Origin of the sequence: Dysgonomonas sp. GY75 (genome assembly GCF_015234155.1) — a bacterium.
In the GTDB taxonomy this organism is placed as follows: domain Bacteria; phylum Bacteroidota; class Bacteroidia; order Bacteroidales; family Dysgonomonadaceae; genus Dysgonomonas; species Dysgonomonas gadei.
The window spans coordinates 282,723-305,894 of the sequence record NZ_JADCLQ010000052.1; the positions used below are offsets into that span (position 1 = coordinate 282,723).

The following is a 23,172-nucleotide window of genomic DNA, read 5'->3' on the forward strand; positions in this document are numbered from 1 at the left end:
ATGGCGTAAAAACAGTCAGAACGCCGATTTGTATAAAACAGAAATGGCTGTCGAAAATAATCGGCAGCCATTTTTATTTTAACGTATTCCTTATTTTATAATTTTCAGTTCCTGAATCAGACGGGGGCATTTCATTACTTTATCTATTGTATAAAGTACATAGCGAATATCCACGCTGATAGTGCGTTGCACTTCCGGCTCAAAAACAATGTCTCCGCTCAGCGCTTCCCAGTTACCATCGAAAGCCAGACCGATAAGTTGAGCTTTTCCATCGAAAACAGGACTTCCCGAGTTGCCTCCGGTTATATCATTGTTAGATAAGAAGTTTACATGCATCTTACCGTCTGCGTCAGCATACTGGCCGAAGTCACCTGCTTTCAGGTCGTTAAGGATATATTCCTGTACGGCAAATTCGGGGTCGTTCGGATTTTCTTTTTCCAAAACACCTTTCGAGGTAGAATAGTAATCGTATGTTACAGCATCGGCAGGCTTGTATCCGCCAATAGAACCATAGCTCAGGCGTTGGGTGAAGTTAGCGTCCGGAGAGAATACTTTATTCGGCTCCATTTCCATCAATCCCGCCATAAATAAGCGTCCGCCCTTCTCTATTTGCGCATGATATGGGGCAGAGTCTTTCTGAAGCAATTTCAGGCATGGTTCAAGCGATTTTGCCAGTTCTATCGCAGGATCTTTTTCTATATCTTTAGCTTTACCGTTGGCAATAAGGGTTACTATTCCGTCCAGACTTGTCAGCTTTGTATTTTTATAGAACCAGTCGGCGTATTTATCATAATCGCCTTTAAACTTCTTGTTGATAGTTTCATATATAGCCGGTTGGTATGCCGCAGGCACACGTTCCGCATATAATTTTAGCAATACAGGCATTACTTCACGGTCTAGAGACGGCTCGTAGTCCTTATAAACGTTAGTCATGCGGCTTCTCAATTCGTCACCTTTATTTCCTTCGTCCATTTTGCTGACAAACAAAGCTGTATTGGCAAAACGGGTTATTTCTATACCGTTGTAGAATGTTTCGAACAGGTATGTCTGTATTTTTGCAGCATCCATTGTAGAAGTATAACCTTCTTTCAGCATCGGTAATACATCCCCGTATTTAGCTTGGTTGTTTGATGAAGATACCCATTGGGAAAATCTCGTTTCAAGGTCTTCTTTATCTTTTATTACATCCAGCTTTGCGATGGCTTCATTCATTCCCATTGCATTTTTCCAATAGTTGGAGCTACCTGCGTATTTATTTGCATATTTAATGCGTACAGCGTCACTTGCGTTCATCGCTTTTCTCCAGATATCCTGTTTCGCCCCACGTACTTCGATACGAGGTTTGTGTTCCGATTCTACCATTTGGTTGATACCCCACGATGACATGTAGCGTTCGGTACTTCCCGGATAGCCGATGGTCATGGCGTAATCCTTATCCTTGAATCCCTGTATGGATACAGGAACGGAATATTTAGGCTTGTAAGGCACATTATCGGCACTGTAGCGCGCAGCCTGATTGTCCTTGTTCGCGTATACGCGGAATACAGAGAAGTCACCTGTGTGGCGTGGCCACATCCAGTTGTCTGTTTCCCCTCCGAATTTACCTACGGATGAAGGTGGAGTGAAAACAAGCCTTACGTCGCGGAAGACATCGTATATAACCGCATAATATTTGTTGTTGGAATAGAACGGTACTACCTGCGCACGTATAAATTCATTTCCCTTGTATTTTTGCAGATATACTTCCGATAATGAATCTATCTTCTGGTCGCGCACATCTTCGCTGTCATCAGGCGACAGAGTAGAGGTCACGAAATCTGTAATGTCTTCTGTCTTTTGCAGGAAAGCAACCATTAATCCTTCTGCCGGCAATTCATCGGCAAAAGCCTGGCTGACAAAACCGTCTTTCAGGTAATCGTGCTCTACCGAACTAAGTTTCTGAATGTTTCCGTAGCCACAGTGATGATTTGTGAAGATCAATCCCAGGTCGGAAACGGCAACTCCGGTACATCCGCCACCGAAGATTACTACCGCATCTTTCAGCGATGGGTTTGTCTCACTGTAAATACTATCGGCCGGGAACGAAAAACCCAGTTCTTTCATACGAGCCAGACTTTGTTTGTTCAGCTCTTTCAGCAACCACATACCTTCGTCTGCCTTTACCAGCAGGGCCGAGAGGAAGAGGATTGAAAATAGAAATATCTTTCTCATTGATTTATAATTATTATTGATTAATTGATTGTTTTTTAGTTTATTTATTTCTCTTGAAATACCTGTTGATAATGGGTATTTCACTTAAAGGCAAATCCTTTTTTATCACAATCGCTGCAAAAGCGATGAGGAATAATGTACGGTATCCCATACGCAACAACTCATTATCTATTTGCGGATACATCGCAGCTATATAAAATACGGTTGCCAGAACGAAATAAAGGAATATATTCTTCAGGTCATATTTTATAGGGAAATACTTTTGTCCTATGAAGTACGATATGGCAGCGATTATCAGGTTGCAGGCGAATGTTGCCCATGCACTGGCTATATAGCCGTAAATAGGAACCAGAACGATATTCATTACTACCTGTATGACGCACCCCAGTATGGAAAAATATGCACCGTATTTGGTCTTGTCGGTCAGCTTATACCATACCGAAAGGTTGAAATAGATACCGAAAAATATTTCACCCATCATGGCGTATGGCAGAACGTCCAGCCCTATGGCATAATTACGGCCTATTCTATGCATAATATACTGGATAATATCTATGTAGAACATTACTACCAGAAATATCAGCAGCACAAATATGATGAAATACTTCATTGCGTCCGCATAAGACTTGGTATTGTCCTTCCCATCCTTGTTTTTCCCGAAGAAGAAAGGCTCATAAGCGTAACGGAAGGCCTGGATGAACATAGATATTATGACCGAGAATTTGACACAGGCGCTGTATATCCCCAACTGGCGGTCGGCTTCTTCGACACTGTCAAAAGGAAGATAAGGATACACCAGTTGCGCTACGGTCTGGCTGATAACTCCTGCCAGTCCCAGCATGAGCAGCGGAAAGGAGTATTTCAGCAGGCGGCCCAGCAGGCTTTTGTCAAAGTCTATCTTCAATCCCTTCATCGTTGTTGGTATCAACAAGATTAATACTGCCAGCGTAGATATAAGATTGGCTAGAAATATATATCCTATACCGATATCCTGATGATAAAACTTATTCAGTATAAAATCGGGGTAAGCCTCCTTTATCCATGGGCAAAATACTAAGAAGAACAGATTGAAAAATATATTGAAGAAAATAAAGGCGAGTTTCAGTGCGGCAAACCGTTTCGGCCTTTTTTGTTGTCTCAAATATGCGAAAGGAATGGTCATGAAAGCATCCAGGGCAACTACGATTGCCATAATCATTATATGTTCCCTGTGGTCCGTATATCTGAGCCATTCGGAAATGGGCGTAATGAAGCAGATACAGAACAATATAAAGAGCAGTGAGGTGCAGCCTATGGTTATCAATGAGGTAGAATATACCTTATCCGCGTTTTCTTCCTTTTTATTCATAAATCGGAAGAAACCCGTTTCCAGTCCGTAAGTCAGCAATACCAGAAACAGTGCCGTAAGTCCGTATATACGGCTGACTTTCCCATATTCGATAGTATTGGTGAAAATGCTGATGTGCAGTGGCATCAGAAACCAATTGAGAACACGGCCGAGAATACTACTCAATCCGTAGATTGCAGTATCTTTCGCCAAACTCTTCATTCCACTACCTGCCATAGAAAATTATTTGGCTACAAAAGTAGTAAAATAAGTTATGAGTTATAAGCTATAGGTTATAACTTTTTGCCATACTCCCGAAAACAAGAGGGCAAACCGTTTATACATCTTTGTTTGATTGGCTTGACAATGGGTGTTTGTGCAACTATAAAAATTGCAATTACATAATATATTTTCCATATTTAAGACTACCTTTGTAGCAATTACGAATCAAAAAGAATTTCCATGAACTATTATCATTTATCTATTTTGGTGCATCGCCAAGCCATCAGATATGGGAAAAGAACAGCCCTGAAGTATAGGAACCCTTACGAGAAAAAATGGAAGAGTATTTCATGGAAGAAGTTTTCGGATAACGTAATGAAGACGGCATGGGCTATGGCTGAAATAGGTGTAAATGAAGGTGATAAGGTCGCGGTTTATTCCCAGAATATGCCTCAGTATCTTTTTGCCGATTTTGCTTCGTATGCCAACAGATGCGTATCAGTGCCTATATATGCGACCTCTTCTCCTACACAGGTAGAATATATAGTCAATGATGCGAATGTCGAATTATTGTTTGCCGGAGAGCAGTTCCAGTATAATAATGCTTTTAAGGTACAGCAGAGCGGATCTTCGGTACTGAAAAGGATAATTGTATTCGATAACAAGGTAAAGTTCCATCCCGAAGATAAGACATCTATTTATTTCGATGATTTTATCGCTTCAGGAGAGAATTCCAATACGGAAGTTATTGTGCGTGTACGGATGAAATCGAGACAAGAAGACGATATCGCTTGCATAATATATACTTCGGGTACAACAGGCGAGCCTAAGGGTGTTGTAATACCTCATTCTTGTTTCTTGCAGGTATTTCGTATTCACGATATGCGGTTGACAATGACGTCCAACAAAGATGTCTCAATGAATTTCCTCCCTCTGGCACATATCTTCGAGCGGGCATGGACGTGTTATGCACTTCATAAGGGTATGACTATTGCCATCAATCAGGATGCAAAAGAAATACAGAAATCTATACAGCAGGTTAAGCCAAGTATTATGTGCAGTGTTCCCCGCTTTTGGGAAAAGGTATACGCCGGGGTACATGAGAAGATTGCAGATTCGAAGGGAGTTATGAAGTGGTTGTATACTCATGCGATCAGAACAGGCAAGAGATATAACCTTGATTATAAGAATAATGGAATACGTGCGCCTTTTGGCTTGAGAATCAAATTCTTCTTATATAATAATACTGTATTTCGTGTATTGAAGATGGTTGTCGGCATTCAGAATGGTAATATATTTCCATGTGCCGGAGCACCACTGTCAGACTCTATAAACGAGTTCCTGCAATCGGTGAACATACCTATAATAATAGGTTACGGATTAACAGAGACCAGCGCGACCGTTAGTTTCTATCCGGAAAAAGGATTTAGAATAGGTTCCATCGGCACTATTATGCCGGAGGTGGATGTAAGGATAGATCCTGCAAACAACGAGATACTGGTGAAAGGAAAAACCGTTATGCGCGAATACTATAAAAAACCGGAAGAAACGGCTAAAGTATTTACCGAAGATGGCTATTTCCGCACAGGTGATGCCGGACGACTGGAGGGCAATGTCCTGTTCCTGACCGAGCGTATAAAAGACCTTTTCAAAACGGCTAACGGAAAATATATTGCTCCTCAGGCGATAGAAACAAAAGTGTCTGAAGATAAGTTTATCGACATGATAGCTGTTATAGCGGATGAACGCAAGTTTGTGAGCGCCCTGATTGTACCGGACTATAAAGCATTGGAAGAATATGCAGAGGCTCACAATATTCAATATGATAAACTGGAAGAATTGCTCTCGAATGTAGATATTCTGCGTATGCTCGATGGCCGCATCGAATTGTTACAGGCTAACTTTGCCCCTTACGAAAAGATTAAGAGATACTGGCTGTTGCCCGAACCATTCACAATGGAAGGCGGTGAACTCACCAATACATTGAAGGTTAAACGTAAGTTTGTGGCAGAAAAGTATAAAGATATCATCGACAAGATGTATAAAGAATGAATTCCGCTTTCTTATTGATGGCTGCTAACTGTTTACTGTTAACTGTTTACTGATTATGGTAGGCATTTATATACACGTTCCTTTCTGCAAGACAAGGTGCATTTATTGCGATTTTTACACCCGCACCGATATGTCCCCCAAGCATAACTATGTATCGGCTGTATGCAGGGAAATGGAATTGCGCAAACATTATATCTCAAATGAGATAGTGAAGACAATCTATTTCGGAGGAGGAACGCCTTCCCAATTATCATACGGGGACTTCCAAAGAATATTTGATACCATCCGGGCTAATTTTACGCTTGCCTCTGATGCTGAAATAACAATGGAGGCCAATCCGGACGACCTGGATACAAAATATTTGGAAACGCTCCGGGGATTACCTTTCAACCGCCTGAGTATTGGTATCCAGAGTTTCGATGACAATGAACTGAAATTCCTCAAGCGCAGGCATTCTGCCGAAAGGGCAATAGACGCGGTCAGCTTATGTAAGTCGTCAGGCTATAACAATATCAGCATCGATCTGATGTATGGCCTGCCAAATCAGACAATGGATATCTGGCAACGAAATCTGGAACAGGCTATAAATCTCGATGTGCAGCATATCTCATCTTATCACCTTATCTATGAACAGGGAACACGGCTGTACCGTTTGTTCAAATTGGGCGATGTAAAGCCTGTAGATGAAGATTTGAGCGTGCAGATGTTCTCTGCGATGATTGACAGCCTGAGCGCTGCCGGATTCCAACATTATGAGATATCGAACTTTGCCCGGAATGGCTTATATTCGAAGCATAATAGTTCGTACTGGCTTGGCGAAAAGTATCTCGGATTAGGGCCTGCTGCACATTCTTTTGACGGGCACAACCGCGCATGGAACATTCCCTCTATCTCTAAGTATGTGGAAGCCATAGGGCAGGCGAATCCGGCTATTGAAACGGAATGTCTGGATAAGAATACAAGTTATAATGATTTTATACTGACGGGTATGCGTACCATGTGGGGAGTAAACCTCGTTGTGCTGGAAAGCCGTTTTGGTACATCAATGAAAGATTATTGCATGAAGAATGTACAGAAGTATATCAATCAGGGATTTGTAACCAATAACGATAATGTATTGAAACTAACGCGTGAAGGCATCTTTATCTCGGATGGTATTATGAGCGACCTGATGTGGGTAGAATGATCTACTGTTATTACACCGAATAAAAAAGCTCCGGATTTCCGGAGCTTTTTTTGTATGCTGTGATATTATCTTTCAATATATTATTCAGCACTTTTTTCTTCAGCCGGAGCTTCTGCTTCTGCAACCGGAGTTTCAGTTTCTGCAACTTCTTCAGCCGGGGCAGCTTCTTCTTCAGCTTGTGCCTGAGCAGCATTTTCTTCAGCTTTCTTTTGTGCTACAGCGTCTGCTTTAGCTTTGTTTGCAGCTTTTTCAGCATCTAAACGGGCTTTTGCATCGGCTTTAGCTTTTGTTTCGTTTTTGTTGATGATAGCCTGGGTGCCTTTTTCTTTATCTGCTTTCCATGCTTCGAATTTTTTCTCTGCATCAGCTTCAGTAAATGCACCTTTAGCAACACCACCAAGAAGGTGTTTCTTTAACAATACTCCTTCTTCAGAAAGGATGTTACGAGTAGTGTCGGTAGGTTGAGCACCAACTTGTAACCAGTACAAAGCCCTGTCGAAATTTATAGATATTGTAGCAGGATTTGTGTTCGGGTTATATGAACCAACCTTTTCAATAAATTTTCCATCACGTGGAGCTCTGCTATCTGCAATGACGATGTGATAAAAAGGATAACCTTTACGTCCTCGTCTTTGTAAACGGATCTTTGTAGCCATTTTTCTTTCTTTTGTTAATTTTTAATTAATACATAATTGTTATTAGCGGGTGCAAAGATAAGAATAAGTTTTTGGAATACAATGAAATATTCCCTGTTTATTCTGCCGGATATAAATTTAAAAAAGGCCAAACTCCGTAGAGCTTAGCCTCTGTTTTATATTGACAGTTCTTATATTAGTATCTTATGCTAATGATTTGACGTGAGCAGCTAATTTAGATTTTAGGTTACCCGCTTTGTTTTTGTGGATAACGTTCTTTTTAGCCAGTCTGTCAAGCATAGAACATACCGAAGGGTACAATTTTTGTGCTTCAGCCTTATCAGTCAGCGTACGGAACTTTCTAACTGCATTACGGGTTGTTCTTGCTGAATATCTGTTTCTCAAGCGTCTTACTTCGGCTTGTCTGATTCTCTTTTCTGCTGATTTATGATTTGCCATGTTGACTAATCCTTATTTTTTAATTTTTTATTTTATTTTGTAGCCCATAGGGGAGTCGAACCCCTCTTTCAAGAATGAAAATCTTGCGTCCTAACCGATAGACGAATGGGCCATCTTGCGGAGTTATTGTTCTGTTTTTACAGCTGCTTTCTCCTTCGATTGCGGATGCAAAGGTAATTCATTTTTGATTACTTGCAAATGTTTGATACTATTTTTTTGAAATTAATTTTAGTTATTTTATTATGATATTGATTTTCAATGCTGTTTATTTATCACGAAAATACAAATTCATTTGCGCAAAAACGAAATTTATTTAAAATAAAATTGTCAAAGATCGATGAAAGGGTATAAAAGAGTAAAAAAACGAGAATAAGTTTAGAGATTTTACCTTTCCATATATAGATAAATGATAATTGGCTTTATGCAAAAAAAGGCTATTTTTGTATCTCACTCTTAGTAGCCGTTTAAATCCGGCTCTATTTATTAATACAATTTACAAATGAAAAAGATTCTTTCGGTTTTACTCATTATATATACTTTTAACTTAAACGCACAGAATACATACCGTTCACCCCTCGATATTCCGCTTATCCTTAGCGCAAATTTCGGGGAGTTGCGTCCTAATCACTTTCATTCGGGCATCGACCTGAAAACTCAGGGTGTGATTAATAAGCCTGTATATTCTATTGCAGACGGATATGTATCGCGTGTATCTGTATCTCCTTCGGGCTACGGATTAGCAATTTACGTGACTCATACCAAGGGGCAGACAAGCGTTTATGGTCATATAGAGAAATTTGTTCCGAAGATTGCCGGGTACGTAAAAGAGAAACAATATGAGCAGGAGTCTTACAGGGTAGATCTCTCATTGGATCAATCGGTATTTCCCGTTAAAAAAGGAGATCTGATTGCTTATAGCGGTAACACAGGTTCTTCCGGCGGACCTCATGTACATTTCGAAATAAGAGATACAGAAAGCCAGTTGGCTCTCGATGCACTTGAGTATTATAAGGGTCAGATAGAGGATAACGTTCCGCCTGTGGTAAAAGGCTATACTGTGTATCCCGTAGAGGGGAAAGGTGTGGTTAATAACAGTCCTGAACCCTTTCGTCGTATTATTGGAGCAGCACCAAGGAAGAAAGGCGCGAAAGTAGTTCCCGATTCAATAAAGGTATGGGGCAAGATTGGTATAGGCGTTTATGCAAACGACCGTATGACAGGAACTAACAATATATACGGGGTAAAGATAGTACGCCTGTTCTGCGACGATAAGGAGATATTCTCCTCGGATATATCATCTGTAGACTTTGGTAATACCCGAATGATAAACAGTATGATTGATTTCGACTATTGGTACCGTAAAAAGAGTTTCTATCAGAAGTCATTTATTGAACAGGGTAATAAACTGCCTATATATAAGACTGTCAATGACGGTTATATCGACATAAACGAGGAAAAGGTGTATAAACTGAAATACGAACTAGAAGACCTCTATGGCAACAAGGCCACCCATTCTTTCGATGTGTACGGCAAAAAGCAGGATATTCCCCGGCGGAAAGACTGTACACTACTAATGGCATGGGACAAGGAAAACCATTATGAAGGTAATATGTTCTCTATTTCCATTGCCGGCGGGTCACTGTATAAAGACCTGTGCTTCAATCTGAAGAGAACCTTGTCGAAGAATTATATGTCTGCCATCTATGAGGTCAACGATAGTTATGTCCCTCTCGATAAATCCTGCGATATAACCATCAAGATGACCAAAGACAGTATGAACAACAAATCCCAGTATGGTATCGTACGCATCACCGGCAGCCGTGAATCCTGGATAGGTGGTAAGTACAACAATGGTGCTGTTACAGCCCGTATCAGGGAATTGGGTAATACCTATGCTGTCGCCATTGATACCGAGGCTCCTACCATTACTCCTGTGCTCCCTGCCAAATGGGTGGCTAAAGGAGAAATAAAGATAAGGCTTTCTGATAATAAAAGCGGTATAGTTTCTTATCGTGGAACTATCGACGGAGCGTTCGCACTGTTTGAGAATGATGTGAAATCTCCTGTATATACCTACAAATTCGATCCGAAACGTTTGACACGGGGACAAACTCATAAATTGGTATTCACCGCTACCGATGCCTGCGGGAATGAAGGTAGTTATGAATACGAATTTAAATATTAAGGGTTAATTTCAAGATTTGGCTCCGCCGATTTTCAATTCATAAATACTTTATCAAATCACTGCTATTCATTCCCTCTATTCCATATTTCTTAGCCGCCTTATCTCCGGCCAGGCCATGCATATATACCCCCAGAATAGCTGCATGCATACTATTATAGCCCCGTGCCAGCAGGCCTGTAATATAACCGGTAAGGACATCGCCGCTACCGCCTTTTGCCATGCCGCTGTTACCTGTAGAGTTGAAATAACAGTTACCGTCCGGCAAACAGACCATGCTATGAGCCCCTTTTACAATGATGACGGATTTAAGATTGGCAGCAAGCCTTTTCACCTGTTCCATTTTTTCTTCTTCACTGTTCCATTCCCCGATCAGCCTTTTCAGTTCTCCGATATGCGGCGTAAGGATGGAGCCGGCTGGAATATTATGCCTCATCTTGTAGTGATCCGATATAATATTCAGTGCGTCGGCATCTATTACAACCGGTTTATAAACTGCAACCAATAGTTGCTTGAGTGCATCGGCTGTTTGCGGGGCTTGTCCCAATCCGCAACCAACCCCTATAGATGAATATTTGGAAGCGTTCGTTGGCAAAACGGAAAAATAAGATTCATCATCCATACTTAGTATGGCGGATGGATATACCATATTTACTGCGTACCGTTCTTCGGCAGGAATGTGTGTGGTTACCAGTCCGCATCCTGAACGCAAAGCCCCGCCTGTCGCCAGTATTGCAGCTCCGGCCATCCCTTTCGACCCGCATATGAGCAAAGCATGTCCGTATGTTCCTTTGTGTGCGAATTTATCTCTTGTCAACTTTATTTCCCCGATGAAACCGGGCGTTATATAATGATAGGAAGTTTTTTCATTGGATATGTATTGTGAACTGAGTCCAATCGGTAATATCTTGATTTCTCCGCAGTATTCCCCAGCTTCGGGTAATAGCATCGCCAGTTTGGGAAATTCAAGGGTCAGTGTTATGTCAGCCTTTACGATCTTTTGATTCTTGTTCCCGTATTCACTTATCATGCCGGAGGGCAGGTCAATGGATATAACTCTGTTTGGCAAAGAATTTACTTTGTCTATAAGGGATGATATGGGCTCTTTTATCTCTCCTTTTACTCCCGTACCCAGCAGGGAGTCGATAATGACAGTATCCCCGCTTATATTCTCTAACCCACTGTTAGCGACGCCGGAGGGCAGACGATCCAGATTGTATCTGCACTCCTCGGTGAGTTGTTCTTTATCAAATGTCATAGACACAGAACAGTTATATCCTGCATGGTACAGGATACGCGCAACGGCCAGTCCGTCACCTCCGTTGTTACCTTTTCCAATAAGGAAGAGCAGGGGATAACCTTTCTCTACATTGTTGCATATCCATTGTGCGATGGAATTAGAAGCTCTTTCCATTAATTCTATCGAACTGATAGCTTCATTTTCGATAGTATACCGGTCAGCTTCCTTTATTTGTGCGCCTGTTAGTATTTTCATATATCAAAGGTTTATATTATCGATTAACAATCAGCAGCTGATGATTTATTATTTAAAAATTACGACTTGTTAAAACTTGACAAACTTTACACTTTTTACAAAAATTCCTTATTCCTATCTTTTCCTTGTAGGGGCGAAAAATTTTTCACCCTTACTTGAACACAAAACTTGACAAACTTTACACTTTTTTATACATTTTCATCTGTAAGTTCTATCCTTTATTATTAATTATTCTTGTAACTTGTAAATGCCCATGGGGCACACTCAATTGTAACATTAATGTATAGATAAAGTTCTATGCGATCCCTTCAAAAAAAAGACTAAAAGAAAATAATTTCCCCGCCATCCGAATCTGCAAAATCTTTCAGCAAAGATTGCATATATTTCACGGTTTCGTCCAATCCCTCTTTTCCGCTATATCCGTTTATGATAGCCAGAAAATTAGTTGTACTTGGTTCTATCTTTGTCCGCTCATTGTCACTTGTCGGCGTTCCCACACCACCGGTAGCATCGCGATATACGGGGATTCCTTCAATATTCAGCATACCCCGCCCGATTCCTTCATAGGGCTCATCTGCCATCCCGACACCTAATGTCAGCGTGTTGCCTTTTATCTTATCGGCATCGAATCCTCCGATAGAATAACCTGTACGGATAGAGACCAGATTAATAAGGTCTACCAATGTATCTATCTGGTACAAGGGTAATTCCCTGACGATGCGGCGGCAAAGGGCTTCAGATGAGGGGCGATAACGGTTCGGGTCTTTTCCGAGCTTTTTATATGTCGCACGGGTAGCGGCGATAGCCGGATTCTTCTTTATATCTTCTATCTGGTGATTTTTCTTGTATTCAGCGACACACTTGTCTATCTGTTTCCATAAATCTTCATTATGAGGGGTATTCTTTACTTTGGCACAAATGGCTGCTCCGGCAAAAGCGGGGCAGGATTTCCTTATTTCCTCCGATACCTTTATTTCTATCATTCTAATAATATATCTCGATTAACAGAATTTCAAAGTTACAATTTTCGTATTGTATAACCTCAATAAAAAGCTATCTTTGTAACTGTTTTGGTGATGTAAACAGACACTCGTCTTTTACATGAAAAGGGAATCCGGTCAGAATCCGGAACAGTACCCGCTACTGTGGTCTCTATTCAGTTAACAGTTAACGGTCATCAGTTAGCAATGTTGCTGAAAAGTCTTTGAGCAATACCAAATACCACTGTTTCACAGTAATCAGTGATACAGTAATCAGTAAACAGTCAAAAAAAACTGTTAACTGTTAACTGATAACTGTTTACTGAAAATGGGAAGGCCGTTCAAAGATAGAGCAAGTCAGGAAACCTGCCGGACAAAATATTCGGTTTTTATATCCCCGGGGTCAGGGATATATTAAAATACATAAGGATTAAAATATCAGAGGATCAAAAATAATGACGAAACGGCTCAATCCCATTATGTTTGCGGGAACAGGCAGCGATGTAGGTAAAAGTATTATTACATCGGCCTTTTGTCGCATATTTCTGCAAGACGGTTATCAGCCGGCTCCATTCAAGGCGCAGAATATGGCTCTCAATTCATATGCTACCCCCGAAGGGCTTGAGATAGGGCGTGCACAAGCCGTTCAGGCCGAGGCTGCGGGTGTTCCCTGCCATACCGATATGAACCCTTTGTTGCTGAAGCCTACGACCGATAAGGTCTGTCAGGTCGTGTTAAATGGCAAACCGGTGGGAAACCAGCATGCTTATGAGTATTTCAGGGTGGAAGGGCGCGAAGAACTGCGGAAGGAAGTAAATGATGCATTCGACCGTCTGGCCCGGCGGTACAACCCTATTGTGATGGAAGGGGCAGGCAGTATCTCCGAAATCAATCTGCGGGCTGTGGACCTTGTGAATATGCCGATGGCGATACATGCCGGGGCTAATGTAATATTGGTAGCGGACATAGACAGGGGCGGAGTATTCGCTTCGGTGTATGGTTCTATAATGTTACTTACCGAGGAAGAGCGCAAGTATGTAAAAGGTATTCTTATCAATAAATTCCGGGGTGATATCAGGCTTTTCGAATCGGGAGTGAAAATGATCGAAGACCTGTGTGGCATCCCTGTTATCGGGGTAGTACCTTACTATAAAGATATATATATAGAGGAGGAAGATTCAGTGATGCTGCAAACCAAAAACTTGCAGGCAACACATGGCAAGGTGAATGTGGCTGTTGTCTTGCTACGTCATCTATCCAACTTTACCGATTTCAATGTGCTGGAACGTGATCCCCGCGTGCATCTGTATTATACCAATAATACGGATGAAATAGAAAAGGCGGATATTGTACTTATTCCCGGAAGCAAGAGCACGCTGCATGACCTGTACGAACTGCGTCGTAATGGTGTAGCGCAAAGTATTGTGAAAGCCCATAAGAACGGAGCTACAGTAGTAGGTATCTGCGGTGGTTATCAGATAATGGGGCAGGAGGTCTGTGACCCTCATCATGTGGAAAGCAATATTGAGCGTCTGCCCGGATTGGGCTTGCTACCTGTAACTACACAGATGGAAGGGGAAAAGGTGACCCGTCAGGTGAAGTTTTCTTTTCTCGGTTCCGACACCGTTTGCGAAGGATATGAGATACATATGGGGGCAACTATTCCCGTGGAAGATACCAGCCTTTCGCCATTAAATACATTGGAGGACAGCCGTACTGACGGCTATTTCCTGAATGAGAAATGTTTTGGCACATATATACATGGCATTCTTGATAACGGGGCTGTCATTGATTATCTGTTAGCTCCTTATATTGGAAAGCTGTCGGATACACCATTCGACTTCAAGGCGTTTAAAGAAGAACAATACAATAAGCTAGCCGACCATGTGCGCAGTCATGTGGATATGGAGCTGGTGTATAGGATAATTAGTTGATTAGCAAACTCGAAAATTAGCAAATTTGATGATGAAATTATTTTTTAACTCTATTTGCTAATCTGCTAATTTACGAATTAACTAATTACGACATGATACTCGGACACGGCGATGATATATATACTCACGGAAAGAAGATTGTAAGCAATTTCAGTTCCAATATACGCAGCGGGCAGGATTTATCCACCTTGCAGGAGCATCTGTGCGCTCATATCAGTGCTATACATTCTTATCCCGAACCCGACGCATCCTCTCTGGTTGAATTGTTGGCTGAGAAGTACAAGGTTAATACGGATAATATATGTGTGACCAATGGAGCCACGGAAGCCATTTATCTGATCGCTCAGGCGTTTAACAATACCCAATCGGCAATAATATACCCTACTTTCAGTGAATATGGCGATGCCGCAACTATCAACAATCATACGATATACTGGTCTGCATCTCTCGGCGAAGTACCTCAGGATGCCCGTTTGGTATGGCTTTGCAATCCTAACAATCCGACGGGTACGGTAACGGATAAAAATATACTGAAAGCATATATTGAAAATCATCCGTCTCAATATATTGTTATCGACCAGTCATATGAGCATTTCACACTCAGGGACTTATTCAGTATTGAAGAGGCGGCGCAATATAAGAATGTGATATTATTGCATTCCATGACAAAGCATTTTGCCATACCCGGGTTGCGGTTAGGGTATATTACGGCATATGCTGAAACTTTGGCTCGGGTCGCAAAATACCGTATGCCGTGGTCTGTAAACGGATTAGCAATTGAAGCCGGGAAATTCTTGTTGAATCGCGGCTTGGAAACAATAAATATCAAAGAATATTTACGAGATACTATACAATTGCAAGAGTCTCTGAGAAAAATAGAAAAAATTGTCGTTCAATCTACTGATACACATTTCTTTTTGTGTAAATTTGAAGATGGGAAAGCATCTGAACTGAAAAAGTACCTTATAGACGGATATGGTATCCTAATTCGCGATGCTGCCAATTTTTATGGACTGGATGAGTCTTACTTTCGTATTGCCACACAGTCATTTGAAGAGAACACGATACTAGTGAAGGGGGTATCAGAATTTCAGAGTTGAAAATAAGCCTTGAAATTGGAGCTAAATGGATTTGAATTTACTATATATTCTACTACCCTTAGTTCTGGGATGGATTATCGATAAACTCATCGGTGATCCTGCTTGGTTGCCGCATACAGTGGTAGCAAAGGGTAAGATAATAGCATGGGGCGAAAAAATATTGAATAAAGGTAAGAGTAAGATGCTGAAAGGCGGTTTGTTTTCCATTGTCCTTATCCTTGCGTGTTATTTTCTTATCTATTTTATAACAGAAGGATTAAATGATATCCACCCTTGGGTTTCCATAGCATTTTCTACAATTATTGTATTTTATTGCCTTGCCGGAAAAACGCTGATAGATGAAGTTCAGAAAGTGTTTATTGCAGCAGATTCGTCAGTAGAAGAAGGCCGGATGCAAGTTGCACGTATTGTTGGACGTGACACATCTAGCTTATCGCCGCAGCAGATCCGTACGGCAGCATTGGAAACATTGGCCGAGAACCTGAGCGATGGTGTTATTGCTCCACTATTCTGGTATATGATACTCGGCGTTCCGGGTATGTTTGCCTATAAGATGATAAATACGCTGGATTCGATGATCGGTTATAAGAACGAGCGATATAAACAATTCGGTTGTTGGGCTGCGCGCATCGATGATGCCGCCAATTATATTCCCGCCCGTCTTACCTCTCTACTGATGATTATAGTTAGTGGTAGACTATCGTTGGTCCCCTTTATCGAAAAGTTTGGAGGACAGCATGCCAGCCCTAACTCGGGTTATCCCGAAGCTGCTCTGGCCGGGATTCTGGGTTGTCGTTTCGGTGGGCCAAACGTCTATTTTGGTGAACTGGTAGATAAGCCCTATATAGGATATAAAGAAAAAGAATTGACTACCGCCGATATGAAAAAAGCTGTACAGGTAAATATCTGGACTGAAATATTGATGGTGGCTTTGATTGTAGCGATTGAAACTATTTATTATATAAATTTTAAATAATTTAGTTGCAAGCTGCAAATTGACAGTGGACAATTGACAATGGAAAGTATAATCTTTTTAGGACTTTGCTTCACTAAGGCGTCAGCGGACGCGCATTAGTGACGCAGGCGGGCACCCAATCCGTTGTAGACGGCGTAGAAAGGGATGGGGCGATAGCCCGTTTGTCCCTTTCAGCCGGCAAAATGGTTTTGGGTCGCCGAGGAATGAAGCGCTAGCTTTTTGCTTACTTTTGGGCAATGCCAAAAGTAAGGACAAGCCCGAGAGGGCGCGGCTGCAATTAACAAAAGAATTAGAGTTATTACAAAGAACTAGGGCAAACGCATGAAATTGTTCAACTTCTATCGAAGGCCTGTAGGGGCGTATTGCATACGCCCGCATAGCAAAATATCACAATTGGGCGTATGCAATACGCCCCTACATGAGACTGAAAACAACTTTAGGAATTTTGATGCGTTTGCCCTAACAAAGAACAGTTATATAATAAGAAATAAAAATAAAATAATATACTTATGAAAATATATACCCGCGGGGGCGATAAAGGAAAAACCGGGATTTTTGGAGGACAGCGTGTCGATAAAGACGATGTACGCATCGAAGCCAACGGCACAATCGATGAACTCAACTCCGTAATAGGAGTTGTAAGAGCCAATCTTCCGGCAGACCATGAATGGCAGTCTCTTTTATTTAAAATTCAAACCGAAATGATGTCCGTCATGTCGCAAGTGGCAACCCCTTCAACTATCAGAGATACCAACACAAATACGTTGGATGAAGATTTGGATAAACTTTGCGAGGAATGGATGGACAGAATGACCGATGAGATGGGGCCCAGCGAAACTTTTATCCTGCCGGGCGGCACTATTGTTTCGGCACACTTGCAACTGGCAAGAGCTGTTGCCCGCCGGGCGGAACGCCGCTTATGGACATTGAACAAGCAGGATGAAGTTCCGGCATCGGTAATGCGATTTATCAACCGCCTGTCCGACCTTTTCTTTACTATGGCAAGATACGATATGTATAAGGCCGGAAATATAGAAGAACGCTGGAAAGACTTTTTGTACAAAAGAAAGAAAAATGGCTAAGCAGATAATACTTATTACAGGAGGGCAACGTTCGGGAAAAAGCAGTTATGCCCAGAAACTGGCATTGTCCCTTTCTACACACCCTGTCTATCTTGCTACTTCCCGTGTATGGGATGATGAACATCGTAAGCGTATAGAACGGCATAAGACCGAGCGGGGTTGTGAATGGACTAATATAGAAGAAGAAAAAGAATTGAGCCTGCATGATCTCGCAGGACGGGTTGTGCTGTTAGATTGTGTGACCTTATGGGCAACAAACTTTTTCTTCGATATGCAAGCAGATGTTCAATCTTCCTTACAGGCATTAAAAACAGAATTCGATAAACTGATAGGACAGGATGCCCGCTTCATCATTGTTACTAATGAGATAGGCATGGGTGAGATGTCGCAAAATGATGTGCAACGCAAATTTGCAGATTTGCAAGGATGGCTCAATCAGTATATTGCAGAAAGAGCCGACAAGGTTTATCTGATGGTTTCAGGTATTCCATTGATGGTGAAATGAATAAAAAGATAATAGACAAACAATGAATATAGCGGACATCACAACTATGCGGCTTGCCAACCAGCAACTTGTTAAGACCAGATATAAAACACCACGCGAGATAGTATCATGGATGGGCGCCATGCAGGCTCAGGATTTCAATATGGCAAAATGGGGCATTGGAGTACGGCTGCCGGGAATAACCGATAAGCAGGTGGAAAAAGCTATAGACGGCGGTGAGCTGATCCGTACTCATATTTTGCGTCCGACATGGCATTTTGTGTCCCGTGACGATATACATTGGATGCTTCAATTGAGTTCTCCACGTGTAAAATTAGCCGTTCGCTCAAGTGATAGGGAATTGGAACTTTCCGACGATTTGCTGAAGAAGACAAGTGCTATTATCCGTAAAGCATTAGAAAAAGAAAGTAATCAGACCCGCCAGGAGCTTGGGGCAATATTGAAGAAGGCAGATATTGAATGTGATAGCCGCCGTTTAAGTCATATTATGTTTCATGCCGAATTAGACGGCTTGGTATGCAATGGTACGGTAAAAGATAAGAAGCAGACATATGCCCTGTTGGAGCAACGTGTGCCAAAGACATCGAACTATAACATGGACGAAACATTGTACCGTTTGGCATATAAGTATTTTCAGAGCCATGGTCCGGCTACAATACAGGATTTTATCTGGTGGTCGGGACTGACTGCTACCGAGGCAAGAAGCGCGGCAGCTTTGATAAAACCGGATTTTATATTCGAAACGGCAGGAGAACAAACATATATATATCATCAATCTTCATCAGGCTATAAGCAAAGAGATGATATCGTGCATTTTCTCCCTGCATTCGATGAATTACTGGTGAGCTATAAAGACCGGAAAGAGATTCTGTCTCTTGCTCACCACAAAAAAGTGATTACGAGCAATGGTATTTTCAAACCTGCTATTTCCTATAATGGAGAGATTATTGGCCTCTGGAAAAAAATCTTGGATAAGCAGAATATATCATCTGAATCTGAATTCTTTTCTCAGCCGGATAAAGCACTGGAGAGGCTGATAAAGAAGGCTTCAGGCGACTTTGATGCTTATTTGACAGGCTCTTAATGATGATAAACATAAACCATATAGATTCCCAGAATAGCATACAGGGTGGTTATCAATATAATCATAAAGCTGTTTATCAGAACCAGAATTCCTGATTTCAGATTGGAAATGATCCTGTTGTCATCATAGAAGCGGCGACATCCCCTGAAGAAATAAAAGGTGATATAGAAGACCATAAATGTCCATAGCAGACCCGTGGCCCATTCTGCCCCTATCCAGTCAAAAAGACAGGTGAAAATGTTACAAATAGTAATAGATAACAACACTACAGAAAAGAAGTGGAGGGTGAAGATGCCGCTATCGAAATAGATGCGTTTTCTTTTATTATGGAACAACCACAGCCAGAAGGCAAATATAGGCATATAGACAAATAAAACCTTTGGCATATTGTGGATTAAAAACTCGACAGCCTCTTTGTTTTTTTGTTTATCCTTGGAGCTCTCCACTATGGCAAGTCCCGTTTTATACATTATACCGTCGGGAGACAAAAACTGTTTTTCCTTAGGCAGAGCTTTGTATTTAGTATCTATTTTCTCTGCTGTAAGTTTACCTTGCGGATCGGTAGCGATAAGACTGTCCTTTAGATTCATTGCTTCAGCCACTTCGGCTTCCACCTCTATGTTTTTATTGCTTTTAGAAGCGTCCGGTAAAACAGAAGGAATAAAAAACGTGATGAAGCTGATGAATATATAAAGCGTAAACGGATTGACATAAGATTTTCGCTTGCCGTTCATATATTCTATCGAAAGTTTTCCCGGGGAGAGGAACAGATACTTAACTGTTCTCCAAAAGGAGCTGTCGTAATGAATAAAGTCGAATACAAAATGAGTAAACAGATGATGGAAAGATTGACGGCTCTCACTGTTTTCCTGCCCGCATTTAGGGCAATAATGAGTTTCTACAAACGCTCCGCAGTTTAAGCAGGTTTTCTTATGTCTGATTTTATGTTTACTCATATTCTATCAAAAAAATAACTAAGTAAAGGAATGTCGGCAATAAAAGGTTGTAATCGTATTTTATTTCTCTGTCGTTATTTCTACCGAAAACTCAGTCGTAGGCTTAGTGAAAATAGAGCCGCTATATTCAATTATAGCAGTTTTTCCATCCTGGGAGAATACTGCATCCGGATTGCTTATCTTTTCTATTTTTTTAGGAAAATGATATTTTACCACCATTTTTCCTTTTTCTAAAAACATGCCGAACGGATTATTACCTTTCAACAGACTATCCACCCCATTTTCAGGCTCTATATCCTTATTTGGTTCTACGGTTCTAGTCATAACCGACCCGTCCCATGTAAGTGACGTTAGATTGTATAGTTTATCAATAGAAAGGTTCTGACTCAGGGATTGTGCTTCATCATCTTTCGATTTTATTTTGTCTTCCAGTTTCTTCATAGAAACAAAAGCCTTATTGAAAGCCTCTGCATCCTTGAAAGTTCCCGATAAGGAGATTCCAAGCTTCTTGTTTGCCACATCATTCTGCATTCTGATAGCCAAAGGAGCAATATTTATCATGTCTTCTTTCATATCGTCTGTGATATTCAATGTATCTTTGAGGATGTCGGACAGATAAATGACACTGTCTGTCGGTATTTTGTCAGCCATATTCATGTTCATATCCGATGTCATGGACAATATCTCGCTGGCGTCGATAGACATATCATATTTTACACTTCCGTCTTCCTGAAAATATATATTTTCGTATATAGCACAGCTATTAAAAAATACCGTGATGAGTAGTAAAAGAGTTGATAAATATCTTTTCATAGTTTCGGTTTAAAAAATAATCCCCCTCCATATACAGATGGAGAGGGAATATAATAAAAATTGCTTATTCTAAATATGTGTATCCATAGAGGCCAGAGCGATAGTTGGAGAGGAATTCCTTCCCTTCTTCTACTGTTATGGAACCTTGCTTCACACAGCTGGTAACCCATGTTTCCACAGTGCGTACAAGTTTCTTGGCATTGTACTGAGCGTAGTCGAGTACTTCGGCTACCGTTTCACCGTCTATCATTTGTTCTATCTTATATCCTCCTTCATCTACTGATATATGTACGGCATTGGTATCGCCGAACAGATTATGAAGGTCACCCAGTATTTCCTGATATGCACCTACAAGGAACACTCCCAGATAGTACGGTTCATTTTTCTTCTTTGCATGTACAGGCAGATAAGAAGACTGGTTGCCATTAGAGATGAAATTATCGATCTTACCATCCGAGTCACAGGTTACATCCTGCAATGTGGCGGTACGGTCGGGTTTTTCATCCAGCCGGTGGATAGGTATAATAGGGAATACCTGGTCTATCGCCCATGAATCGGGTAGCGACTGGAACAAAGAGAAGTTACAAAAATACTTATCCGGTAACAGTTTCGATAATTGCTTCAACTCTTCCGGAGCATGCTTCGACCGGCCTGCGATATGGAATATTTCGCGGGCGATGGAGAAATATAAACGTTCTACCTGCGCCCTTGTTTTTAGCGTAAGTAATCCCAGGCTGAACAAGTCCAGCGCTTCTTCTCGGATTTGCTGGGCATCGTGCCATGCTTCCAACATACGCGACTGGCTGAGGTCGTCCCATATTTGATAGAGTTCGCGAACCAGTTCGTGGTCATCGTCAGACAACTCTTCGTCTTCGTCCCATTCGGGTAAAGTAGCTGTTTCCAGCACTTCGAACACTAATATGGAATGATGTGCCGTAAGTGAACGCCCCGATTCGGTAATGATATTAGGGTGGGGGATATCATTCTTATTTGCAGCGTCTACCATTGTGGCGATAGAGTCATTCACATACTCCTGTATGGAATAGTTAACGCTGCTTTCGTTGTATGATGAGCGTGTGCCGTCATAGTCTACACCTAGTCCGCCACCGATATCCACAAATTCTACTTTGAAGCCCATCGTATGCAATTGCACATAGAATTGGGCGGCTTCTCGCAGAGCTGTCTTGATACGGCGGATTTTTGTAATCTGGCTACCAATGTGGAAATGGATCAGACGAAGGGATTCTTGCATATTATTCTTCTCAAGGTAGGCAAGGGCTTCAAGCAATTCACTCGAATTCAGTCCGAATTTGCTGCCGTCACCTCCCGATTCTTCCCATTTGCCGCTACCGGAACTGGCCAGCTTAATACGGATACCGATGTTTGGTCTTATTTTCAATCGTTTGGCAACCTTGGCAATGAGCGGAAGTTCATTTAGTTTCTCAACAACTATAAAGATACGCTTGCCCATCTTCTGCGCCAACAGAGCCAATTCGATATAGCTCTCGTCTTTATACCCGTTGCATATAATCAGCGAGTCAGAGTCGGTATTAATAGCGATAACGGCATGGAGTTCGGGCTTTGAGCCGGCTTCGAGACCGATATTGAATTTTTTACCATGGCTGATAAGTTCTTCGACCACAGGGCGCATTTGATTTACCTTGATAGGATATATGATATGGTTCTGCGCCTTGTATTCGTATTCTTCTGCCGCCAGTTTGAAACACGTCGATATCTTTTCAATCCTGTTATCCAGAATATCGGGAAAGCGAATCAGTACGGGAGCCGATACATCGCGAAGTTGCAGTTCGTCCATCAGTTCTTTTAAATCAACAGCCACTCCGTCTTTACGAGGAGTTACGACAACGTTACCTTTCTCGTTGACAGAAAAGTAATTAATTCCCCATCCCGGGATGTTATACAGCTCGGATGAGTCTTCGATGCGCCATTTTCTCATTCTTTCTTGTAAAGTG

Annotated in this window: 18 protein-coding genes, 1 tRNA gene and 1 riboswitch; of the genes, 9 read left to right on the plus strand and 10 right to left on the minus strand. The window is 41.5% G+C overall.

Annotated features, from left to right (window positions below):
• Positions 1–90 precede the first annotated feature (90 nt).
• Both IR083_RS20550 and IR083_RS20555 read right to left on the minus strand, forming a co-directional pair.
• Positions 91–2,211 carry a S46 family peptidase gene (locus tag IR083_RS20550; RefSeq protein ID WP_194225699.1) on the minus strand — a complete coding sequence of 707 codons (2,121 nt, stop codon included), beginning with the start codon at positions 2,209–2,211 and terminating at the stop codon, positions 91–93.
• 40 nt (positions 2,212–2,251) lie between these two features.
• The gene (locus tag IR083_RS20555) at positions 2,252–3,775 is read right to left on the minus strand and encodes a lipopolysaccharide biosynthesis protein (RefSeq protein WP_194225700.1); all 1,524 of its coding nucleotides are present in this window, start codon (positions 3,773–3,775) and stop codon (positions 2,252–2,254) included.
• 225 nt (positions 3,776–4,000) lie between these two features.
• Between IR083_RS20555 and IR083_RS20560 the strand changes: the two genes are divergently transcribed.
• Positions 4,001–5,812 carry an AMP-dependent synthetase/ligase gene (locus tag IR083_RS20560; RefSeq protein ID WP_194225701.1) on the plus strand — a complete coding sequence of 604 codons (1,812 nt, stop codon included), beginning with the start codon at positions 4,001–4,003 and terminating at the stop codon, positions 5,810–5,812.
• A 55-nt stretch (positions 5,813–5,867) separates the two neighbouring features.
• The gene (hemW, locus tag IR083_RS20565) at positions 5,868–6,998 is read left to right on the plus strand and encodes a radical SAM family heme chaperone HemW (protein WP_194225702.1); all 1,131 of its coding nucleotides are present in this window, start codon (positions 5,868–5,870) and stop codon (positions 6,996–6,998) included.
• 80 nt (positions 6,999–7,078) lie between these two features.
• Here the strand turns inward: hemW and IR083_RS20570 are convergent, their stop codons facing one another.
• From IR083_RS20570 to IR083_RS20580, 3 genes are all read right to left on the minus strand, one after another.
• The gene (locus IR083_RS20570; protein WP_194225703.1) at positions 7,079–7,654 is read right to left on the minus strand and encodes a 30S ribosomal protein S16; all 576 of its coding nucleotides are present in this window, start codon (positions 7,652–7,654) and stop codon (positions 7,079–7,081) included.
• 183 nt (positions 7,655–7,837) lie between these two features.
• Positions 7,838–8,092 (minus strand): 30S ribosomal protein S20, encoded by a 255-nt coding sequence (gene rpsT / locus IR083_RS20575; protein ID WP_006799499.1) that lies wholly within the window; start codon positions 8,090–8,092, stop codon positions 7,838–7,840.
• A gap of 40 nt (positions 8,093–8,132) precedes the next feature.
• Positions 8,133–8,204: transfer RNA gene (locus IR083_RS20580), tRNA-Glu, on the minus strand.
• 387 nt (positions 8,205–8,591) lie between these two features.
• On the opposite strand from IR083_RS20580, the gene IR083_RS20585 reads away from it, so the two are divergent.
• Positions 8,592–10,277 (plus strand): M23 family metallopeptidase, encoded by a 1,686-nt coding sequence (locus IR083_RS20585; RefSeq protein ID WP_194225704.1) that lies wholly within the window; start codon positions 8,592–8,594, stop codon positions 10,275–10,277.
• 37 nt (positions 10,278–10,314) lie between these two features.
• Here IR083_RS20585 and IR083_RS20590 read toward each other — a convergent pair whose 3' ends face one another.
• Together IR083_RS20590 and IR083_RS20595 are read right to left on the minus strand one after the other, a co-directional pair.
• A complete protein-coding gene (locus IR083_RS20590; protein ID WP_194225705.1) occupies positions 10,315–11,769 on the minus strand; it encodes an NAD(P)H-hydrate dehydratase in 1,455 nt (484 codons plus the stop codon).
• A 320-nt stretch (positions 11,770–12,089) separates the two neighbouring features.
• Positions 12,090–12,752 (minus strand): B3/4 domain-containing protein, encoded by a 663-nt coding sequence (locus tag IR083_RS20595; protein WP_194225706.1) that lies wholly within the window; start codon positions 12,750–12,752, stop codon positions 12,090–12,092.
• Positions 12,753–12,823: 71 nt separating this feature from the next.
• Positions 12,824–13,138, plus strand: a riboswitch (cobalamin riboswitch).
• Between the two features lie 66 nt (positions 13,139–13,204).
• Between IR083_RS20595 and IR083_RS20600 the strand changes: the two genes are divergently transcribed.
• The 6 genes from IR083_RS20600 to IR083_RS20625 all read left to right on the plus strand — a co-directional run bounded on the left by IR083_RS20600 (position 13,205) and on the right by IR083_RS20625 (position 19,430).
• Positions 13,205–14,683 carry a cobyric acid synthase gene (locus tag IR083_RS20600; protein WP_194225707.1) on the plus strand — a complete coding sequence of 493 codons (1,479 nt, stop codon included), beginning with the start codon at positions 13,205–13,207 and terminating at the stop codon, positions 14,681–14,683.
• 92 nt (positions 14,684–14,775) lie between these two features.
• Positions 14,776–15,783, plus strand: coding sequence for an aminotransferase class I/II-fold pyridoxal phosphate-dependent enzyme (locus IR083_RS20605; protein WP_194225708.1), 1,008 nt, complete (start codon positions 14,776–14,778; stop codon positions 15,781–15,783).
• A gap of 25 nt (positions 15,784–15,808) precedes the next feature.
• Positions 15,809–16,759: an adenosylcobinamide-phosphate synthase CbiB gene (cbiB, locus tag IR083_RS20610; protein WP_194225709.1), complete on the plus strand. Its 951-nt coding sequence runs from the start codon at positions 15,809–15,811 to the stop codon at positions 16,757–16,759.
• Positions 16,760–17,268: 509 nt separating this feature from the next.
• Entirely contained in the window at positions 17,269–17,841 is a 573-nt protein-coding gene (locus IR083_RS20615) for a cob(I)yrinic acid a,c-diamide adenosyltransferase (RefSeq protein ID WP_006799492.1), read from the plus strand.
• Positions 17,834–18,346 carry a bifunctional adenosylcobinamide kinase/adenosylcobinamide-phosphate guanylyltransferase gene (locus IR083_RS20620; RefSeq protein WP_194225710.1) on the plus strand — a complete coding sequence of 171 codons (513 nt, stop codon included), beginning with the start codon at positions 17,834–17,836 and terminating at the stop codon, positions 18,344–18,346. The genes IR083_RS20615 and IR083_RS20620 overlap by 8 nt, the downstream gene beginning before the upstream one ends.
• Before the next feature lie 22 nt (positions 18,347–18,368).
• Positions 18,369–19,430 carry a winged helix DNA-binding domain-containing protein gene (locus IR083_RS20625; RefSeq protein WP_194225711.1) on the plus strand — a complete coding sequence of 354 codons (1,062 nt, stop codon included), beginning with the start codon at positions 18,369–18,371 and terminating at the stop codon, positions 19,428–19,430.
• On the opposite strand, the gene IR083_RS20630 is transcribed toward IR083_RS20625, so the two are convergent.
• From IR083_RS20630 to speA, 3 genes are all read right to left on the minus strand, one after another.
• Positions 19,427–20,386 (minus strand): DUF3667 domain-containing protein, encoded by a 960-nt coding sequence (locus IR083_RS20630; RefSeq protein WP_194225712.1) that lies wholly within the window; start codon positions 20,384–20,386, stop codon positions 19,427–19,429. The genes IR083_RS20625 and IR083_RS20630 overlap by 4 nt on opposite strands.
• Positions 20,387–20,446: 60 nt before the next feature.
• On the minus strand, positions 20,447–21,199 hold the full coding sequence (locus IR083_RS20635; protein WP_194225713.1) for a hypothetical protein: 753 nt from the start codon (positions 21,197–21,199) through the stop codon (positions 20,447–20,449).
• A gap of 64 nt (positions 21,200–21,263) precedes the next feature.
• The gene (speA, locus tag IR083_RS20640; protein ID WP_006799487.1) at positions 21,264–23,156 is read right to left on the minus strand and encodes a biosynthetic arginine decarboxylase; all 1,893 of its coding nucleotides are present in this window, start codon (positions 23,154–23,156) and stop codon (positions 21,264–21,266) included.
• Positions 23,157–23,172: the final 16 nt, after the last annotated feature.

Excerpts from the sequence above, each read along its gene's own strand:
- IR083_RS20600 (WP_194225707.1), top strand. The coding sequence starts at position 13,205 with ATGACGAAACGGCTCAATCCCATTATGTTTGCGGGAACAGGCAGCGAT.
- speA (WP_006799487.1), bottom strand. The coding sequence starts at position 23,156 with ATGAGAAAATGGCGCATCGAAGACTCATCCGAGCTGTATAACATCCCG.
- IR083_RS20605 (WP_194225708.1), top strand. The coding sequence starts at position 14,776 with ATGATACTCGGACACGGCGATGATATATATACTCACGGAAAGAAGATT.
- rpsT (WP_006799499.1), bottom strand. The coding sequence starts at position 8,092 with ATGGCAAATCATAAATCAGCAGAAAAGAGAATCAGACAAGCCGAAGTA.
- IR083_RS20555 (WP_194225700.1), bottom strand. The coding sequence starts at position 3,775 with ATGGCAGGTAGTGGAATGAAGAGTTTGGCGAAAGATACTGCAATCTAC.
- hemW (WP_194225702.1), top strand. The coding sequence starts at position 5,868 with ATGGTAGGCATTTATATACACGTTCCTTTCTGCAAGACAAGGTGCATT.
- IR083_RS20595 (WP_194225706.1), bottom strand. The coding sequence starts at position 12,752 with ATGATAGAAATAAAGGTATCGGAGGAAATAAGGAAATCCTGCCCCGCT.
- IR083_RS20630 (WP_194225712.1), bottom strand. The coding sequence starts at position 20,386 with ATGAGTAAACATAAAATCAGACATAAGAAAACCTGCTTAAACTGCGGA.
- IR083_RS20590 (WP_194225705.1), bottom strand. The coding sequence starts at position 11,769 with ATGAAAATACTAACAGGCGCACAAATAAAGGAAGCTGACCGGTATACT.
- IR083_RS20615 (WP_006799492.1), top strand. The coding sequence starts at position 17,269 with ATGAAAATATATACCCGCGGGGGCGATAAAGGAAAAACCGGGATTTTT.
- IR083_RS20635 (WP_194225713.1), bottom strand. The coding sequence starts at position 21,199 with ATGAAAAGATATTTATCAACTCTTTTACTACTCATCACGGTATTTTTT.
- IR083_RS20620 (WP_194225710.1), top strand. The coding sequence starts at position 17,834 with ATGGCTAAGCAGATAATACTTATTACAGGAGGGCAACGTTCGGGAAAA.
- IR083_RS20570 (WP_194225703.1), bottom strand. The coding sequence starts at position 7,654 with ATGGCTACAAAGATCCGTTTACAAAGACGAGGACGTAAAGGTTATCCT.
- IR083_RS20585 (WP_194225704.1), top strand. The coding sequence starts at position 8,592 with ATGAAAAAGATTCTTTCGGTTTTACTCATTATATATACTTTTAACTTA.
- IR083_RS20625 (WP_194225711.1), top strand. The coding sequence starts at position 18,369 with ATGAATATAGCGGACATCACAACTATGCGGCTTGCCAACCAGCAACTT.
- IR083_RS20560 (WP_194225701.1), top strand. The coding sequence starts at position 4,001 with ATGAACTATTATCATTTATCTATTTTGGTGCATCGCCAAGCCATCAGA.
- IR083_RS20550 (WP_194225699.1), bottom strand. The coding sequence starts at position 2,211 with ATGAGAAAGATATTTCTATTTTCAATCCTCTTCCTCTCGGCCCTGCTG.
- cbiB (WP_194225709.1), top strand. The coding sequence starts at position 15,809 with ATGGATTTGAATTTACTATATATTCTACTACCCTTAGTTCTGGGATGG.